The organism is Micromonospora sp. LHW51205 (assembly GCF_003315815.1).
GTDB classification, from domain to species: Bacteria; Actinomycetota; Actinomycetes; order Mycobacteriales; family Micromonosporaceae; genus Micromonospora; species Micromonospora chalcea.
Window position 1 is genome coordinate 579025 of record NZ_QMEZ01000001.1, and the last position, 18061, is coordinate 597085.

The window sequence follows — 18061 nt, forward strand, 5'->3', positions numbered from 1 at the left end:
CCGCCGGGCGGGTTCGGACGCGACTCGGGGACGGCCGACGCAGCCGCCCCGGAGACGAGTGGCCTCGGGCCGAGCGAACCCGGAGCGGGCGTGCCGGAGCCGGGCGGACCCGGAGCAGGCGCACCCGGGCTGAGCGGACCCGGAGCGATCGAGCCCGAAGCGAGCGAGCCCGAAGCAAGCGGACCCGAAGCAAGCGGGCCCGGGGCAAGCGGGCCCGGGGCAAGCGCGCCCGGGGCGGGCGTGTCGGCCGGGAGCGGGCCGGCGGCCGGAAGGTCGAGAGCCGGCGGTCCGCCGGCGCGCGGAGGCGGCCACACAGGCGTGTCGGCCGGGAGCGGGCCGGCGGCCGGAAGGTCGAGAGCCGGCGGTCCGCCGGCGCGCGGAGGCGGCCAGACAGCGGTACCGGGCGGATCCAGGTCGACCGGCGGCACCGGATCGTCCGCGCCGAAAGGTGAGCGTTCGGCGTCCGGGGGCGTCACCGGCCGGGACACGCCGGGGTCGGTGTCCCCGGGCAGGCGGCGTGGACCGGTGGGCCGCGCCGGCGCGTCTGCCGATTCGTCCGGCGCGGGCAGCCAACCCCCGACCCGGATTCCGGTCCGCGCGATGTCGTCCTCAGCCACCGACCCTCCTCGGCCACCGGCGGCGAGCGGCCCGGCCCCGTGGCTCGCCGTAGGGAGGATGACACAGAACGCGATCTTGCAGAAGGCATCCGCCCTCGCAATTCCCACGCACCCCACGCCGCCAACCCGCCCCACGGACCAGATCTTGGAAGATTCAGGTCCCCATAGGAGCCATTTCCTTCCAAGATCTCCCCCGGCCGGGCGCGCCCACCCTCGTCAACCTGTTGATCATGAGGCTGGCGGGGACATTTCGGGCGCGGAATGCCGTCAACTTCATGATCGACGGGAGCGGGGCGGGGGTGGGGCGCCCCGGGGGGCGGGATGGTGGGTGGCGTCAGTGGCGGGTGCGGCGGCGCAGGCCCCGGGTGGGGTGCCAGCCCTCGATCAGCAGGTGGTCGGGCGGGTCGCCGACCCGGGTGAGCACCACCTCGGTCAGCTCGATCCGGAAGCTGTGCGAGCCGTCCTCGGCGGGCTGCTCCTCGTGCGCCCGGCCGGCGATCTTCGCGTCCCCGTCCCAGGTGGACGGGTCGTCCGGCGGGGCGTCCTCGGTCGGGCTGTGCAGCGCCACCCGAGGATCGCGGCGCAGGTCGAGCGCCTTGACCGCGCCGGCCATGCTGCCCAGCCGCAGCTGCCCGTCGTCACCGAAGTCGAACTCGGTGCCGCTGATCCGCGGCGAGCCGTCCCGCCGCAGTGTCGCCATCGTGCCGTGCTTGCGGACCGCGAAGCGGGCGCGCACCCGCGCCGCGAACTCGGGTTCGGCCGCCACCAGATCGGACCACCATGTCATGCGCCCGATTCTGGCCGGGAAACCTGACAACCCGCGGCAGCTTTCAGCCGACCTGGAAACCGAGCGCCTGGGCCAGCATCACCGCCTGCTCGGCGTCGATCCGCGCGCCGGAACGCTGCACCGCCGTCGGGTCGAGCGCGGACAGGTCGCTGCCGCGCAGGTCGGCCCGGATCAGCTTGGCGGCGTGCAACTGGGCGCCGGAGAGGTCCACGCCGGTCAGCGTCGCGCCGGTGAGGTCGGCGCCGCTCAGGTCGACCTCCCGCATCCGTACGTCGGTGATCCGTGCCCCGCGCAGGTCGGCGCCGGCGAGCGTGACGAAGGACCAGTCGCCCCGGTCGATCCGCAGCGGGCGCAGGTCGCAGCGGTCGAACGTGCTGCCGACCAGCTTGCAGCCGGTGAACTCGGCCTCGAAGAGGTTGCACTTGCTGAACGAGCACCTGGTGAACGCCGAGTCGGTGTGCCGGGAGGCGTTGAACGCCACGTTGCCGAACACGCAGTCGGTGAAGACCGCGCCCCGGCTGACCGCCTCGGTCAGGTCGACGTGGAAGAACTCGCACCGTACGAAGTGCCTGTCGGCCAACTCCTCGGCGTACCAGTCCTGCTGGCGGTAGGTGACGTCCTCGACCGGCTCCGGCATGCCACCGACCCTAGTGACACTTCCCGGCCGCGATACCTGCGGGTAGGTTCGCGGTCGTGAGTGTCACCGTGAGCACCGACCCCGGACGTGTCGGCCTCGATCCCGCCCGGCTGGCGCGGATCGACGAGCACTTCGCCCGGTACGTCGACGACGGCCGACTCGCCGGCTGGCAGATCGTCGTCACCCGCCGGGGCGAGATCGCCCACTCCTCGACGTACGGGCTGCGCGACCGGGAGGCCGGTACGCCGGTCGAGGCGGACACGCTCTGGCGCATCTACTCGATGACCAAGCCGATCACCTCGGTCGCCGCGATGATGCTCTGGGAGGAGGGCCGGCTCGAGCTGAACGACCCGGTCAGCCGCTGGCTGCCGGAGTTCGCCGACGTACGCGTCTACGACCGGGGTTCGGTGCTGAAGCCGTACACGGTGCCGGCGGTCGAGCCGATCCGGATCTGGCACCTGCTCACCCACACGGCCGGCCTGACGTACGGCTTCGCCCAGGTGTCGGTGGTCGACGGCCTGTACCGGGCGGCGGGCTTCGACCTGGGCGTGCCGCCGGGCGCGGACCTGGCGGCGGCCTCGGCCGGGCTGGCCCGGCTGCCGCTGCTGTTCCAGCCGGGCACGAGCTGGAACTACGGCGTCTCCACCGACGTCCTGGGCCGCCTGGTCGAGGTGATCTCCGGGCAGTCGCTCGACGCGTTCTTCGCCGAGCGGATCCTGGGCCCGCTGGGCATGACCGACACCCGCTGGTGGGTGGACGCGGCGGACGCGAAACGCCTGGCCGCGCTCTACGCCCCGCACCCGGCGACCGGTCAGGCGGTACGCGCCGACGGGGTGGGCCGGGCCGCGCTGGCGGAGCCGACGTGGCACTCCGGCGGCGGCGGGCTGCTCTCCACGGCGGCCGACTACCACCGGTTCACCCAGTTCCTGCTGCGTGGCGGCGAGCTGGACGGGGTGCGCCTGCTCGGGCCGCGCACGGTGCGCTTCATGACCCGCAACCACCTGCCCGGCAACCGGGACCTGGCCTCGTTCTCGCCGGAGGGCTTCGCCGAGACGATCCTCGACGGGATCGGCTTCGGGCTGGGCTTCGCGGTCGTGCTGGACCCGGTGCCGTCGCGGGTGCCGAGCAGCGTCGGCGAGTTCTACTGGGGCGGCCTGGCCAGCACCGCGTTCTGGGTGGACCCGGTGGAGGAGGTCACCGCGCTGCTGTTCACCCAGTTGATGCCGTCCAGCACGTACCCGCTGCGCAGCCAGTTGCGCCAGCTCGTCTACTCGGCGATCGTCGACTGAGCCGGTTCGGCGGAACTCCCGCCGCCCGCCGGCAGGCTGCCTAGCCTGTGAGGCATGAGCGACATCGTCGTGTTCGGCGCCGGCGGGACGGCGGGCTCGCGGATCGCCGCGGAGGCGGTCGAGCGGGGGCACCGGGTGACAGCGGCGGTGCGGCGTCCGGAGGCGGTCGGCTACCTACCCCCAGGCGTACGCACGGTGACCGGCGACGCCACGTCGGCGCGGAGCGTACGCGAACTGGCCGAGGACGCGGATGTGCTGGTGGTGGCCATCGGCGGCGGCGAGCGGGCCCTGTGGCGCGACGCCGCGCGGACGCTGGTCGACACGCTGCGTGAGTTGCCGGACCCACCTCGGGTGATCCACGTCGGCGGTGGCTCGACGCTGCTCACGCCGAAGGGGACCCGGTATCTGGACGAGCCGGACTTCCCGGAGGAGTACCGGGACTCGGCGCACGGCCAGGCCGACGCGCTGGAGTTCTACAGGTCCAGCGCCGACGGGGTGACCTGGACGTACGTCTCCCCGCCGCCGCTGGAGTTCCACCCGGGCGAGCGGACCGGGCACTACCGCACCGGCACCGACCACCCGGTGACCGACGCGCAGGGCCGTTCGGTGCTCACCTACGAGGACCTGGCGGTGGCGATCGTCGACGAGATCGAGGATCCGCGCTTCGGCAACGCCCGGTTCACGGTCGCGTACTGATTCAGTCGGCCAGCCGGGCCGGGAAGCCGCCGGTGGCGATCGGGCCCCAGGACTCGATCGTGACCCGGATCAGCGACTTGCCCTGCGCGACCATGGCCGACCGGTACTCGTCCCAGTCCGGGTGCTCGCCGGAGATGCTGCGGAAGTACTCGACCAGCGGTTCCAGCGCCTCGGGCAGGTCGAGCACCTCGGCCACGCCGTCGACCTGCACCCACGGGCCGTTCCAGTCGTCGGAGAGCACGCACGCGGAGACGCGCGGGTCGCGGCGGATGTTGGCGACCTTGGCACGCTCGGGATAGGTGGAGATCACCAGCCGGCCCTCGGCATCCACCCCGCAGGCCACCGGGGAGGACTGCGGGCGCCCGTCGGAGCGGGTGGTCATGAGCACGACGTGGTGGCGGGGGCGGAGGAACTCGATCAGGGCGTCCCGGTCGACCCGGGTGTTCTTCGCGATGCTGCGTGCCATGCCTCGGTTCTACCAGGCATGTCCGTCGTTCTCAGCGCGGGCGGCCGGCGGACCGCTGCGCGGTGACCTGCTCCGGCACGCGCGGGCGGGCCGAGGGCCGCCAGGCGCGGCCGTTGGCGTAGATCACCCGGAAACCGAGGTACGCGGCGAGCGGCGCCCAGTGCGCCGAGCGCATCCGCAGCTCGGCGGCGTTGTGCCGCTGCCCGTTGGCGAGCACGTCGAGCAGCACCGTCTCGAAGGCGGCCGACTCGACCCAGTCCACCTCGCGGGTGAAGCCGCAGATCAGCGCCGCGCCGGTGACGTCGAGGAACTCGCGCAGCGTGGCGTCGGAGGCACGCAGCACCGAGCAGCTGCCGAAGTAGAGGCGGCGGCCCTCGCAGCGGCCGGCCATCCGCTCGGCCACGTCCGACAGCTCGACCGAGTCCCAGTCGGTGAGGCAGAGCCGGCTCGGCTCGCCGTGCATGGCGAAGAAGCCCACCCGGTGGTCGGCGTACTGCTTGAGCAGCCAGCGGTCGACGAAGTAGAACAGCTCGTCGCGGGTGGCCGCGTCCTTGTGGATGTAGCGGATGCGGCCGAGCCGCTCCAGCAGGTCGAGCGTGGGCAGGACGGACCCGCGTTCGTTGAGGTCGCGGTGCCACTGCCCCTCGACGCAGAACACGCCGCCACGCGCCAACGCCCACCTCCCCGCCCGTCGAGGTCGCCGCCCGGTCCGGGAGCAGACGTTACCGGTCACGTCCGACGGGCGACACCCGGCAGCGCGTACGCAAACAGGCAGTATTCACAGCCAATACCCAGCAATCGGGCGATGTGAGAACAATTTCCGCTAATCACCACGAAGAATCCTCGTACCTGTCACGGTGAGAGGGACGGGACGTACCGGTCGATGTGCCCGTCGGATCCCAGTTCCGCTCTGACATCGGGAGGACTCTGTGCGCGTCAACACCCTGAAGCGGGCGGCGGTCGCGTTCGCGCTGGCCCTGCCCGGGGCCGCCGTGGCGACAGTCGTGGCCGCGCCACCGGCGCACGCCGACGGCTGCTACACCTGGAACCGGACGCTGTCCCAGGGAAGCTCCGGCGACGACGTCCGGCAGCTCCAGATCCGGGTGGCCGGCTGGGCCGCGTACGGCGGCATCGTCCGGGTCGACGGCGTGTACGGCCCGGAGACGGCCGCCGCGGTCAAGCGCTTCCAGACCGCGTACGGGCTGCGCGCCGACGGCGTGGCCGGGCCGCAGACGTTCGCCAGGATCTACGACCTGCAGAAGGACAGCGACTGCACGCCGAAGCACTTCAGCTACGCCGAGCTGGACAACGGCTGCGGCAAGGGCGGGTGGGCCGGCGGCCCGCTCTCCGCGTCGGCCACCCGGGAGAACGCGCTGCGCACCATGTGGAAGCTGGAGGCGCTGCGGCGCAGCCTCGGCGACAAGCCGCTCTACGTGACCAGCGGGTTCCGCAGCATCGCCTGCAACCGGCAGGTCGGCGGCGCCGCGGACAGCCAGCACCTCTACGGCAACGCGGCCGACCTGATCGCCAAGCACCGCAGCCTCTGCGACATCGCCCGCTCGGCCCGCAGCCGGGGCTTCAGCGGCATCTACGGCCCCGGCTACCCGGACCACGACGATCACACGCACGTCGACTCGCGGCGGGAGAACAACCGGGACAAGTCGTCGAACACGAAGGGCTGGTCCGCACCGGACTGCGGAGTCAAGTGATGCGGTGACGGCGGCCCGGACCGGGGGTGGGGGCTCCCCGTCCGGGCCGCCGTCGGCATGCTCCGGCACGACCGACGCCACTCCGCGACGGGGCGTCGGCGCGACCGGAACCGGGCGCCGGGCGTCAGCTCGCCCGGGGCCAGCGGGGCCGGGCGGTGGGAGCCGACCGCCCGGCGACCGGCCGCAGACCGGGCCGCACCGGCGGCGCGGCGGCCCGCGGAACCGCACCGCGCGCCGCCTGCGCCGCGGCGGGGCGGGCGGCCTGACCCGGCACCGACCGGGCCGGCTGTCCGGGCACGGGACGGCCGGCCTGACCGGGTACGCCGGGCCGCGCCACCTGACCGGGTACGCCCGGTCGCGCCGTCTGACCGCGGGCGGCCTGCCCGGGGGCGGGACGGGCGCCGGACGGTCCGGTCAGCACGAACGGGAAGGGCACGTGCACGAACGGGTTGCCGTGCCGGATCAGCGCGTCGATCTGGCGGTCGTTGAGACCGTGTGTCTCCAGCACGCGCCGGCCCCAGCGATGCAACCGGCAGGGAAACGACGAACCGTCGTTGCGGCACTTCGGCCCCGCGGGCCACTCCTCGGCGGCGTGCACCACCACCGCCCGGACCGCGAGGCGGACGTCCTCGGGGGTCAACGGCGCCGGTACCGGCACCTCGCCCAGGATCTGGTCGATGGGATCCGTCGACTGCTCACCAACTCGCACGGCAGGCCTCCCGCAGTTCGGCAGCGGTGCGGCGGAACGGCCGCACCACATCCTCGACCACTGGTACGGCCGGATGACGGCAGCAGTTCAATCCCGCCACGCGGCGAGCAGTTCGGCCGGCCCGAGCGCGGTGACTCCGTCGACCGCACGGCCACTGCGCACCACCGCGACGACCGGTGTGTGGTCGTCGGCGCCCGGTAGCTGGGCGCGGTGGTGAAGCAGCCGGGCCAGGTCGTGACCGTCGAACGCGCCGTTCTCCAGCCACTTGACCGAGCCCACGAACGTGATCCGCTTGGCCACCGGGCTCCGATCGCCGCCGACCAGGTCGATCTCGGGATCGTTGGTACGCGTCCAGTAACCGCCCACCTCCGCCGTCCCGGACGGCAGGCTCCCCGGCGGCAGCCGCCGCAGGGACTCCCGGATCACCGGCTCGACCGCACGCCCTCGCCATGAGGTCCAGGACGAATGGATGCGGGCGAGCGTCAGATCCCCTCTGCCGCGCTCGATCTCGGCGAGGTAGGGGTCGAGGAAGGCGAGCCAGAAGCGGAGATACGGATCGGCGACCACGTAGCGGGTCTCGCGCGACGGACGGGTGGACAGCGGGAGGGCGGCCTCCACGACCCGCTTGTCGGTCAGCAGTCGGAGCGCGCGGTGCAGCGACGCCTGCGGGATTCCGCCGGCCGCCCGCGCGATGGAGGAGGAGGTGCGCTCCCCGGAGCCGATGGCGCGCAGCACCACGCCCGGCTGGGACTGCGGCGGAAACTCGGCAGCGAGGGCCCGTTCCCCGCTGACGAGCAGCGCGGAAGTGGGGTCCGGGACGGCCTGGGCGAGGTAGTCGCGCACGGTCTCGCCGGGGGCCCAGTCGTCGAGGACGAGCGGCAGGCCACCGGTGACGAGGTACGCGTCGATGGCATCCGCCGGCGGCAACTGGAGCATCTCGGCCACGTCGCCGGGGCTCAGGGGCGGCACGACCATCTCGGTCGCGCGCTGGTGGAACGGGCGGCCGTAGTCGTTGAGCGCCTCCATCATCGCCAGGTCCGAGCCGACGCAGATCAGCAGGACCGGCCGACGGGACAGCTCCCGGTCGAAGACCTTCTGGAGGGTGCCCTCGAAGCCGGGATCGGTGGCGATGAGGTAGGGCATCTCGTCGAGCACGACGACGCTGGGCTGATCCGTGGGCAGCGCGGCGGCGAGGAGGGTGAGAGCCGCGTCCCAGGTGGCCGGCGCCTGTCCGGCGAACAGACCCGCTCCAGGGAGCGTCGAGCCGGCCGCCGCTTCGACGAAGAGCCGCAGGTCGGCGGCGGGGGTGGGTTGCGCCGAGGCGGTGAAGAAGAGGTGGGGTACGCCCGCGCGCTCGACGAACTCCTCAACGAGGCGGGACTTACCCACCCGTCGGCGTCCACGCATGAGCAGCGCCCGTCCCGGGCGCCCCGCCCGGCCGCCGCGTTCGACGCGCGCCAACATGCCGTCGAGCCGGGCCAGCTCCCTCGTCCTGCCGACGAAACCGGCCACGTCAATCACCTCATACTCTCAGGACGGATACTCTCATCTCTGATAGTATCCCGAATGAGAGTGTCTGTGCCTCAGACCAGGCCGGCGTCCTGGACCAGCAGGGCCACCTGCACACGGTTGTTCAGGTCGAGCTTCGTCAGCAGCCGCGACACGTACGCCTTCACCGTCGCCACGCTCATGAACAACTCGGCGGAGATCTCCGCGTTGGTGCGGCCCCGGCCGAGCAGCACCGCGACCTCCCGTTCCCGTTCGGAGAGCCCGTCGAGCAGCCGTACCGCCCGTTCCCGCTTCGGGTCCGGGCCGGGCACCGGCGCGGCGCCGGTGACGTGCGCGATGAGTTTGCGGGTCACCGCCGGGGACAGCGTCGCCTCCCCCGCCGCGACCCGGCGTACCGCCGCCACGATCTCGGCCGGCGGGGTGTCCTTGAGCAGGAAGCCGCTCGCCCCGGCCCGCAGCGCCCGCAGCACCTGCTCGTCCGCGTCGAACGTGGTGAGCACCAGCACCTCGGGCGGTTCCGCTGTGGCACGCAGCGCCTCGGTGGCGGCCAGGCCGTCGACCCGGGGCATGCGGATGTCCATCAGCACCACGTCCGGGGCGTGGGCGGCGACGGCCTGGGGCACCTCGGCGCCGTCGGTGGCCTCGCCGACCACCGCGAGGTCGGGTACGCCGCCGAGGATCATCGACAGCGCGCCGCGGACCAGCGGGTCGTCGTCGACGATCAGTACCCGTACCGGGGCGCTCACTGCGCCCCCCAGGGCAGCCAGGCGGTCAGCCGGAACGTGCCGTCGGCGTCCCGCCCGTGTTCCAGGCGGCCACCGGCGAGCGTGACCCGCTCGGCGATGCCGACCAGGCCGGTGCCGGTGCCCGGGATCGCGGTGGCCGGGCTGCCCACCGGCCACGGGTTGCTGATCTCCACCACCAGCCCGTCACCCGGGCCACCGGCCAGCCGGACGGTCACCACCGCGCCGGGCGCGTGCTTGCGGGCGTTTGTCAGCCCCTCCTGCACGATCCGGTACGCGCTGCGCCCGATCGCCGCGGGCACCGCCTCCGGCTCGGTCACCTCGTCGACGACGGCGACCCGTACCCCGGCGTCGCGGCTCTCGGCGACCAGCGCGGGCACGTCGGCCAGCGTGGGTTGCGGCCGTTCCGGCGTGGCCTCGGAGCCGACCTCGGCCCGCAGCACGCCGATCACCTCGCGCAGGTCCTGGAGCGCGGCGTGCGCGCTGGCCCGGATCACCCCGGCCGCCCGCGCCACCTCCTCCGGCGGCGCGTCCGGCCGGAACTCCAGCGCTCCCGCGTGCAGGCTGAGCAGGGAGATCCGGTGGGCGAGCACGTCGTGCATCTCCCGGGCGATCCGGCCGCGTTCGAGCTGCCGGGCCTGGTCGAGCCGGAGCTGCTGCTCGGCCTCGGCCCGCTCGGCGCGGTCGCGCAGGGACAGCACCAGCTGGCGGCGGGCCCGGACGAACAGCGCCCACGCCACCACCACGCCGATGAACAGCGCGGTCCAGATCACCGAACCCCAGAACGGCATCGTCGGGTCGGGCCGGACGGCGAGGTAGACCGGCAGGCTGAGCACGTTCCAGGCCGCCAGGGCCAGGCCCACCGGCAGTGGCCGGTGCACCAGCACGGTGAACGTGATGACGAGCAACGCGACGCCGGAGGTGACCGAGAAGAACACCAGCGGCGCGGTGGCCAGTGCCAGCCCGACCGGCCAGCGCCGGCGCAGCCAGAGCGCCCCGCTGATCCACAGGCCGATCAGCAGGTCGACCTCCTCCAGCCAGGCCGGACCGGCGTTGAGCCCGAACTCCGGGCTCGCGCTGGTGACGTCGCCGTGGGCGATGAGCACCCAGAGCAGCGAGGCCACGAACAGCGCGCCGTCGACGAACCAGTCCCGCGGGGTCCGCCGGGCGGTCCGGGCGGGCACCAGGGAGCCCGGCAGGAGCCAGGGATGATCGGGTACGACGGCGCTGCTCACCCACCCATGCTAGGAAGCCGTCCGGACCTGCTACCAGCTACCAAAGTCGACGACTGCGGTGAACCGAGGTCGACGGCGACGCCGACCGCCGGCCGCAGCGCGTGACCGGGTGGCCCCGGCAGGCTCGACGGCATGATCGAAGTCGACCAGCTCACCAAGCGGTACGGCCCGCACACCGCCGTCGCGGACGTCACGTTCCGGTGCGAACCGGGCACAGTGACCGGTTTCCTCGGGCCGAACGGCGCCGGGAAGTCCACCACGATGCGGATGATCTGCGGGATGACGCCGCCCAGCTCCGGCGGCGCCACGGTCGCCGGCCGCCCCTACCGCGACCTGCCCAATCCGGGGCGGGAGATCGGCGTGCTTCTCGACGCCTCGGCGCAGCACGCCGGGCGCACCGGACGGGAGGCGCTCACGCTCGCCGCCCGCACCATGGGCGTGGACCGGGCGCGGGTGGCGGCGGCACTGGACCGGGTAGGGCTGAACGAGACCGCCGCCCGGCGCCGCGTCGGGGCGTACTCCCTGGGCATGCGGCAGCGGCTCGGCCTGGCGCTGGCGCTGCTGGGTGACCCCCGGGTGCTGATCCTGGACGAGCCGGCCAACGGCCTCGACCCGGAGGGGATCTTCTGGATGCGCGGCCTGCTGCGCGACTTCGCCGACCGGGGCGGCACGGTGCTGCTCTCCTCGCACCTGCTGCGCGAGGTGGAGGCGGTGGCCGACCGGCTGGTGGTGATCGGCGGGGGCCGGGTGGTCGCCCAGGGCGGCAAGGACGAGCTGCTGGCCGGCGCCGGCACGCTGGTGCGCGCCCGCGACGCGCACGCCCTGCGCCTGACGCTGGAGCGGGCCGCGCTGCCCGCCACGGCCGGCACCGACGGCGGCTACGTGGTCCGGGCCGAGCCGGGTCAGGTCGGCCAGGCCGCGGCGGACGCCGGACTGGTCCTCACCGAGCTGCGCCCGGCCGGCAGCGGCGGCCTCGAACAGCTCTTCCTCACCCTCACCGCCGGCGCGTCGACCAAGGAGGCCGTCCGATGACCACCGCCACCCGTAACCCCGCGCCGCCGCGTCCCGAAGCCGCCGTCGCCGGACCGACGCTGGCCCGGCTGACCGCCGTCGAACTGCGCAAGCTCGCCGACACCCGGGCCGGACGGTGGCTGCTGATCACGATCGGGCTGATCGCGGCCGTGATCGTGGTGGTGCAGCTGTTCGTCGTCGAGGCACCGGACCAGACGTTCACCGCCTTCTTCACCCCGTCGCTGCTGCCGGTCGGCCTGCTGCTGCCGGTGCTCGGCATCCTCTCCATCACCGGCGAGTGGTCGCAGCGCACCGCGCTCACCACGTTCGCGCTGGTGCCCCGCCGGGAACGGGTGATCGTCGCCAAGCTCGCCGCCGTGGTGCTGGCCGCGCTCGCGTCGGTGCTGGTCAGCCTCGCGGTCGCCGCGGTCGGCACGCTCGCCGCCGGCGCCACCGGCGGGGCGGGCGCCTGGACGTTCGACTGGCAACTGCTGCCGCACGCGGCCGTGTTCCAGGTGGTGAACGTGCTGATGGGCGCCGCCTTCGGGCTGCTGCTGCTGAACACGCCGCTGGCGATCGTCACCTATCTGCTGCTGCCCACGGTGTGGAGCCTGCTCGCCGCGATGATCTCCGCGCTGCGGGAGCCGGCCCGCTGGCTCGACACGTCGTACACGATGGAGCCGCTGCTCGGCGCCGAGATGACCGGCGGGCAGTGGGGCCGGCTCGGCGTCTCGCTCGCCGTCTGGGTGCTCCTGCCGCTGGTCGCCGGTCTGGTCCGCACGCTGCGCCGGGAGGTGTCGTGACCATGGTGGCCCGGCACACCGGCGAGGACGTCGTGGTCGACGGCGGACGCGGCGAGCTGGTGCTGTTCTGGGCGGGGTTCCCGCTGCTCGGGGCGGGACTGGGCGCCGGGCTGACCACGCTGTCCGGCTGGATCGCCGGGCTGCCCTGGTTCCCGTTCCAGGGCCTGTTCGAGCTGCTCGACAGGTGGCCGGACGAGCGGGCGTACCCGATCGGGGCCGGGCTGGGTCTGCTCGGCGGCCTGGCCCTGGCGGTGGTGGCGGTACGCGACCGGCTGACCGTCACGGTCGGGCACCGCACGGTACGGCTGCACCGCGACGGGCACGGCCGGGACGTGGCCCGCGCCGACGTCGCCGGGGTGTTCGTCGACGGTGCGGCGCTGGTGCTGCTGGACACCGCCGGTGGCGAGCTGGCCCGGGAGAAGTCCGACCTGGACACCGAGCGGCTGCGGGAGGCGTTCACCCGGCAGGGCTGGCCGTGGACCGGGCAGGACCCGCACCGGGACGCGTACCGCAGGTGGGTCGAAGGGCTGCCCGACCTGCCGCCGGGCGCGGACGCCCTGCTGCGCGCCCGGCAGCGGGCGCTCGACGGCGGCCACGACGCCGAGACCCGGGAGCTGCACGGGGAGCTGGCCCGGCTCGGCGTCGTGGTCCGCGACGAGGGCAAACGGCAGTACTGGCGGCTGGTCCCCGGACCGCCGCCGCGCTGACGGCCTCCGCTCCGGCGCCTGATCCGCGCGGTGCCCGCCGCGACGCCGGTGGACGTGACAAGTCACATCGCTGGCGCGTTTCCGGCATCAGAACGAACTGTTCGGGCATGTTCTCCGTACACAGGTGTGGTACGTGACGTCTACCTCGGAGGCATGGTGTCCGCAGTTCGAACTGATCCATTCGCGGGGGCGATACTCCAGGTCGGCGTACTGGCGGCCCTGGCCGGCACGGTCGGCCTGAGCGCGTACGGCTGGCTGGCCGGTCTGCTCTTCGGGGTGGTCATGGTCGCGGCGCTCGGATACGGGCTGCGCCGCTCGGGCGCGGACCGGCTCGGCCCGGCCGACTGGGTGACGCTCACCCGGGCCACGCTCGCCGGCGGGGTGGCCGCGTTGACAGTCGAGGCGTTCCGCGGCCCGATCGCGGTGCCGGTGCTGGTCGCGCTGGCTGCCGTGGCCCTCTCCCTGGACTGGGTCGACGGGCAGGTGGCCCGGCGCACCGGCACGACCAGCGCGCTCGGCGCCCGGTTCGACATGGAGGTCGACTCCTTCCTCGTCCTGGTCCTCTGCGGGTACGTCGCCGACCAGGTGGGCGCCTGGGTGCTGGTGATCGGCGCGATGCGGTACGTCTTCGTCGCCGCCGGCTGGGTGCTGCCGTGGATGCGCGGCTCGCTGCCGCCGCGCTACTGGCGCAAGGTGGTCGCCGCCACGCAGGGCATCGCGCTGACGGTGGTGGCGGCCGGTGTGCTGCCCCGGCCGCTGGCCCTCGCGGTGGTGCTCGGCGCGCTCGCGCTGCTGGTCGAGTCGTTCGGACGCGACGTCGGCTGGCTGTGGCGGCACCGCGTACGGCCGGCGCTCCCGGCGGCGCCGGTCTCCCCCGCGCCGGCGGGCCACGGGTCCGAGTGGACGCCGGGCACGCGGATCGTGCGCCAGCCCGTCGAGGTCGGCGGGCGGCGCCGGTGACCGACCTGTCCCGGCCGGCCGACGGCGACGACGTCCCGGCCGGCGCCACGTCCACGGAAGACAGCACGCCGGACAGCGCCGGCGCCTCGGCCGAGAGCGGCGACCGCACCCCGAACGACAGGGAGACGAGCGACCCGGGCAACGACGCGGTCGGCGCGTGGAGCGCCCGGCGGCTGCTCGGCGCGGCGGTCACCGCGCTGGCCGGCGCGCTCGTGCTGGTGGCCCTGGTCGCGCCGAGCGAGGTCAAACTGCTGTCCCTCGGGGCGTTGCTCCGCATCCCGGTGGAAGGGCTGCTCGCCGTCGCCCTGCTGCTGGTCCTGCCGGCCCGCCCGCGCCGCGTGGTGGCCACGCTGCTCGGCGCGCTGCTCGGCCTGATCCTGGTGCTCAAGGTCACCGATCTCGGGTTCTCGATGGTGCTCGACCGGCGCTTCGACCTGATCGCCGACTGGACGTTCCTCGGCGCGGGCGCGGAGTTCCTGTCCGAGTCGTACGGCGGGGCCGCCGAGGTGGGCGCGATCGCCCTGGCCGTGGTCGCGGCGCTCGCCGTACCGGTGCTGGTGACGCTCTCGGCGCGGCGGCTGGCCCGCGCCGCGGCGGCCCACCGCCGGGTGACCACGCGTGCCGTCACCGCGCTCGCCGCCGCCTGGGTGGTCTGCGCCGTGCTCGGCGCGCAGATCGTGCCCGGCCTCCCGGTCGCCGCGGACACCGTCGCCGCCGACGTCTTCGATCGCGCCCGGCAGGTGCGGGCGGGCCTGAACGACAAGGAGACGCTGAACACGCAGCTCGCCGGCGACCCGTTCCGGGACGTGCCGGGTGAGCGGATGCTCACCGCGCTGCGCGGCAAGGACGTGCTGTTCACGTTCGTGGAGAGCTACGGCCGGGTCGCGCTGGAGGACCCGGAACTGGCCCCGGAGGTGGACGCCGTCCTCGACGAGGGGACCCGGCAGTTGCGCGCGGCCGGTTACGGCAGCCGCAGCGCGTTCCTCACCTCGTCCACCACCGGCGGTGGAAGCTGGCTCGCGCACGCCACGCTGATGAGCGGCATCCGCACCGACAACCAGTTGCGCTACACCAACCTGGTACGCAGCGACCACCTGACCCTCAACGGCGCGTTCAAGCGCGCCGGCTGGCGGACCGCGCTCGTCATGCCGGCGCTGAACCGGGCGTGGCCGGAGGCGGCATTCTTCGAACCCGACACGCTGTACGGGGCAAAGGAACTCGGCTACAAGGGGCCGCTGTTCAGCTTTTCCTCGCCACCGGACCAGTACACGCTGGCGGAGTTCCAACGCCGCGAGCGCGGCCCCGGGCGCACCCCCGTGATGGCCGAGATCCCGCTGCTCTCCAGTCACCTGCCCTGGACGCCGGTCCCGCCCCTCGTCGGCTGGGACGACATCGGCGACGGCTCGGTCTACAAGGGGACGGCGCACGCCGACCGCTCGGCGGAGGGCACCCGGGAGGCGTACCGGCAGGCCGTCGTGTACTCGCTGCGCACGCTCACCTCCTACGTGCAGCGGTACGGTGACGAGAACCTGGTGCTGGTGTTCCTCGGCGACCATCAGCCCGCCCGCACGATCACCGGCGACGACGCCGGCAAGGACGTGCCGATCACCGTCGTCGCGAAGGACCCGGCAGTGCTCGACCGCATCGCCGGATGGGGCTGGCAGGACGGGCTCAACCCGGACCCGCAGGCCCCGGTCTGGCCGATGGAGTCGTTCCGGGACCGCTTCCTGCGGGCGTTCGGACCGCAGTCCACCACTCACAGTTAGGGATGTCGTGACGATGCTCGCGCGGGCCTGGGGGATCACCCGTTCCCTGGCCGTCTACCACGGTCAGCCGGCCAAGCACCGGCGTGCCCGGCAGCTCTACGGGCAGTTCCTCTCCCCCGGCGACCTCGCCTTCGACATCGGCGCCCACGTCGGCGGCCGGGTGCGCACCTGGCGGCGGCTGGGCGCGCGGGTGGTCGCGGTGGAGCCGCAGCCCGACTGCCTGCGGGTGCTGCGCCTGGGCTTCGGGCGGGACGCCGACGTGGTGATCGAGCCGACGGCGGTCGGTGCGCGGTCCGGGAGCGCGCGGCTGGAGCTGTCGTCGGCGACGCCGACGGTGTCCACCATGTCGTCGTCCTGGATCGAGTCGGTCACCGCCGATCCGAGCTTCGCCGGGGTCCGCTGGGACCGGTCGGTCGAGGTGCCGGTGGTGACGCTCGACGACCTGGTGGCGCGGCACGGCGTACCGGCGTTCTGCAAGGTCGACGTCGAGGGCTTCGAGGTCGACGTGCTGTCCGGGCTCAGCCACCCGGTGCGCGGGCTGTCCTTCGAGTACCTGCCACCGGCGCACGACGCCGCGCTCGCGTCGCTGGACCTCGTGGAACAGCTGGGCGCGTACCGCTACAACTACTCGCCGGTGGAGACCATGCGGTTCGCGAGCGAGAGCTGGCTGGACGCGGCCGGGCTGGTGCGGCTGCTGGAGACGTACCGCCCGGCCGGTCGCTCCGGCGACGTCTACGCCCGGCTGTCGGACTCCTGACGTAGGGTCGGCCCCGAGCACGAGCCGAGGAGGGCCGATGGCCAGGTACGCCGCTCTGCTGCGGGCCGTCAACGTCGGGGTCAACAAGCTGGCCATGGCCGACCTGCGCCGCGTGGTCACCGACCTCGGTCACACCGACGTCAAGACCTACCTGCAGAGCGGCAACGTGGTCTTCACCAGCCCGCCGGCCCGGCCGGAGACGCTGGCCGAGGGCATCGCGAACCGGCTCGGCGACGAACTGGGCCTGCGGGTGCCGGTGCTGGTCCGCGACGGGGACGAGCTGGCCGCGGTGGCCGCCACGAGCCCGTACGCGGGCCGGCAGGACGACCACACGCGGGTGCTCGTGGTGTTCCTGTCGGCCGCGCCCGCCGCCGCGCGGGTGCGCGAGCTGGCCGTGCCGCCGGGCGAGACGATGGAGTACGAGGTGATCGGCCGGGAGGCGCACCTGCACTTCCCGGCCGGCGGCTACGGACGGACGAAGTTCACCGCCGCGTACCTGGAGAAGAAGCTGGGTGTGGTGGCGACGGCCCGCAACTGGCGGTCGGTGCTGGCCCTGCGCGACCTCACCGCCGCCTGAGCGACGCCGTCAGAACCGGTACGCCGCGTGGTACTCGGGCACCAGCACACGGCTGCGCGGCGAGACCCGGCGTACCTCTGCGACGAGGGCGTCCAGACGTTCCCGGTCGTTGTCGGCGACAGTCGGCGGGTTGGTGAGCGGCGTCTCGAAGTTGTCCCAGTGCACCGGCACCACGACCTTCGGACGGTCCAGCGCGGCCATCAGCCGGGGCACGTAGTCGGCGGTCGCCGTGGTGGCGGCGGAGGCGACCATCGCGACGTCCGGGGCCAGCCCGCTCAGCTTGCGCTCGTCGAAGTCGCTGGCGCCCATGAAGAACACGGACGGTCCGCCGTCGATCCGGATCTGGTACGCCAGCGTGTCGCCCTCGGGCAGGTCGGCGATCGTCTCCGGGCGGGGCGGCGGGCTGACCCGTACCCCAGGGAAGGCCATCGACCAGGTGGGATTCCGGCTGTGCAGCGAGCCGACCACCTCCACCGTGTACCCGTCGAAGTCGAGCACCTCGCCGCCCTTGACCGGGGCCAGTTGCCCGGTCGGCAGCCCGTACGCCAGGCCGAGGTGGTACGCGGTGAGCGTGCCGAAGACCCGGGCACCGGTCCGGACGGCGATGTGCGGCACGTCGTTGAAGTGGTCCCAGTGGGTGTGGGTGACGAAGATGTTCTCCGCCCGGTCGGCGAGCCGGTCGACCACATCGGCGGCCACTGTCAGCCGGGTGTCCGGGTTGAACGGCTTCCGGAACAGCCCGGTGTCGTACCGGCTCAGGTACGGGTCGACGAGCACCGTCCGGTCCCCCATGTCGATCCGCCAGCCGGAGGTCCCCCACCAGCGGAAGCTCACCGCGCCGCGGCGGCGCGTGCCGCCGGCGGTGCGGCTCGGCGCGGCAACTGGGTTCGGCCCGGCGGCTCGGGCCGGGGCACCGGCGACGAGTCCGGCGGTGGTGACGACGGCGGCGCCGACTGCGGTGTCGCGTAGCAGTCGACGGCGGGCGTAGCCGGACGGCTGGTTCTCGGGCATGTGTCGTCCTCCCCGTTCGGGATCGGTGATCGGTAGGCCCAGACCACCACCCCGCCGATGCCGATGTCCAAG

The 18061-nt window shown here is 73.7% G+C and carries 19 protein-coding genes; 10 read left to right on the plus strand and 9 right to left on the minus strand.

All coding sequences use genetic code 11. The features are described from left to right. Positions 1-951: 951 nt before the first annotated feature. Both DQE82_RS02645 and DQE82_RS02650 read right to left on the minus strand, forming a co-directional pair. Entirely contained in the window at positions 952-1404 is a 453-nt protein-coding gene (locus DQE82_RS02645; protein ID WP_113971908.1) for a pyridoxamine 5'-phosphate oxidase family protein, read from the minus strand. A gap of 43 nt (positions 1405-1447) precedes the next feature. Next, positions 1448-2041 carry a pentapeptide repeat-containing protein gene (locus DQE82_RS02650; protein WP_113971909.1) on the minus strand — a complete coding sequence of 198 codons (594 nt, stop codon included), beginning with the start codon at positions 2039-2041 and terminating at the stop codon, positions 1448-1450. Positions 2042-2097: 56 nt separating this feature from the next. Here DQE82_RS02650 and DQE82_RS02655 point away from each other — a divergent pair, with 56 nt between their 5' ends. Both DQE82_RS02655 and DQE82_RS02660 read left to right on the plus strand, forming a co-directional pair. After that, the gene (locus DQE82_RS02655) at positions 2098-3330 is read left to right on the plus strand and encodes a serine hydrolase (RefSeq protein ID WP_113971910.1); all 1233 of its coding nucleotides are present in this window, start codon (positions 2098-2100) and stop codon (positions 3328-3330) included. A gap of 54 nt (positions 3331-3384) precedes the next feature. Beyond that, on the plus strand, positions 3385-4026 hold the full coding sequence (locus DQE82_RS02660) for an NAD(P)-dependent oxidoreductase (protein WP_043326240.1): 642 nt from the start codon (positions 3385-3387) through the stop codon (positions 4024-4026). 1 nt (position 4027) lies between these two features. Here DQE82_RS02660 and DQE82_RS02665 read toward each other — a convergent pair whose 3' ends face one another. Beyond that, entirely contained in the window at positions 4028-4492 is a 465-nt protein-coding gene (locus tag DQE82_RS02665) for a PPOX class F420-dependent oxidoreductase (protein WP_030272926.1), read from the minus strand. Positions 4493-4523: 31 nt separating this feature from the next. Further along, a complete protein-coding gene (locus tag DQE82_RS02670; protein WP_043326246.1) occupies positions 4524-5165 on the minus strand; it encodes a hypothetical protein in 642 nt (213 codons plus the stop codon). A gap of 256 nt (positions 5166-5421) precedes the next feature. Here DQE82_RS02670 and DQE82_RS02675 point away from each other — a divergent pair, with 256 nt between their 5' ends. After that, complete coding sequence (locus tag DQE82_RS02675; protein ID WP_043326248.1) at positions 5422-6201, plus strand: D-Ala-D-Ala carboxypeptidase family metallohydrolase; 780 nt, start codon at positions 5422-5424, stop codon at positions 6199-6201. Between the two features lie 124 nt (positions 6202-6325). Here DQE82_RS02675 and DQE82_RS02680 read toward each other — a convergent pair whose 3' ends face one another. From DQE82_RS02680 to DQE82_RS02695, 4 genes are all read right to left on the minus strand, one after another. Beyond that, entirely contained in the window at positions 6326-6910 is a 585-nt protein-coding gene (locus DQE82_RS02680; RefSeq protein ID WP_104114628.1) for a hypothetical protein, read from the minus strand. 87 nt (positions 6911-6997) lie between these two features. Further along, positions 6998-8422, minus strand: coding sequence for a DUF234 domain-containing protein (locus tag DQE82_RS02685; RefSeq protein ID WP_176722750.1), 1425 nt, complete (start codon positions 8420-8422; stop codon positions 6998-7000). Between the two features lie 71 nt (positions 8423-8493). Further along, complete coding sequence (locus DQE82_RS02690) at positions 8494-9186, minus strand: response regulator transcription factor (RefSeq protein WP_282102418.1); 693 nt, start codon at positions 9184-9186, stop codon at positions 8494-8496. Then, positions 9162-10397: a sensor histidine kinase gene (locus DQE82_RS02695; RefSeq protein WP_043326252.1), complete on the minus strand. Its 1236-nt coding sequence runs from the start codon at positions 10395-10397 to the stop codon at positions 9162-9164. Before DQE82_RS02695 ends, DQE82_RS02690 begins: the two co-directional genes overlap by 25 nt. A 132-nt stretch (positions 10398-10529) precedes the next feature. On the opposite strand from DQE82_RS02695, the gene DQE82_RS02700 reads away from it, so the two are divergent. The 7 genes from DQE82_RS02700 to DQE82_RS02730 all read left to right on the plus strand — a co-directional run bounded on the left by DQE82_RS02700 (position 10530) and on the right by DQE82_RS02730 (position 16978). Further along, the gene (locus DQE82_RS02700) at positions 10530-11429 is read left to right on the plus strand and encodes an ABC transporter ATP-binding protein (RefSeq protein WP_069087539.1); all 900 of its coding nucleotides are present in this window, start codon (positions 10530-10532) and stop codon (positions 11427-11429) included. After that, entirely contained in the window at positions 11426-12211 is a 786-nt protein-coding gene (locus DQE82_RS02705; RefSeq protein WP_113971911.1) for an ABC transporter permease, read from the plus strand. Before DQE82_RS02700 ends, DQE82_RS02705 begins: the two co-directional genes overlap by 4 nt. 2 nt (positions 12212-12213) lie before the next feature. Next, the gene (locus tag DQE82_RS02710) at positions 12214-12918 is read left to right on the plus strand and encodes a hypothetical protein (RefSeq protein WP_113971912.1); all 705 of its coding nucleotides are present in this window, start codon (positions 12214-12216) and stop codon (positions 12916-12918) included. A gap of 153 nt (positions 12919-13071) precedes the next feature. Next, complete coding sequence (locus DQE82_RS02715; RefSeq protein WP_205795783.1) at positions 13072-13878, plus strand: CDP-alcohol phosphatidyltransferase family protein; 807 nt, start codon at positions 13072-13074, stop codon at positions 13876-13878. Further along, a complete protein-coding gene (locus tag DQE82_RS30620; protein ID WP_158559961.1) occupies positions 13875-15644 on the plus strand; it encodes a sulfatase in 1770 nt (589 codons plus the stop codon). The genes DQE82_RS02715 and DQE82_RS30620 overlap by 4 nt, the downstream gene beginning before the upstream one ends. 13 nt (positions 15645-15657) lie before the next feature. Then, on the plus strand, positions 15658-16401 hold the full coding sequence (locus DQE82_RS02725) for an FkbM family methyltransferase (protein ID WP_113972349.1): 744 nt from the start codon (positions 15658-15660) through the stop codon (positions 16399-16401). 37 nt (positions 16402-16438) lie between these two features. After that, entirely contained in the window at positions 16439-16978 is a 540-nt protein-coding gene (locus tag DQE82_RS02730) for a DUF1697 domain-containing protein (RefSeq protein WP_113971913.1), read from the plus strand. 9 nt (positions 16979-16987) lie between these two features. Here DQE82_RS02730 and DQE82_RS02735 read toward each other — a convergent pair whose 3' ends face one another. Then, positions 16988-17989, minus strand: coding sequence for an MBL fold metallo-hydrolase (locus DQE82_RS02735; RefSeq protein WP_113971914.1), 1002 nt, complete (start codon positions 17987-17989; stop codon positions 16988-16990). Between the last annotated feature and the right edge of the window lie 72 nt (positions 17990-18061).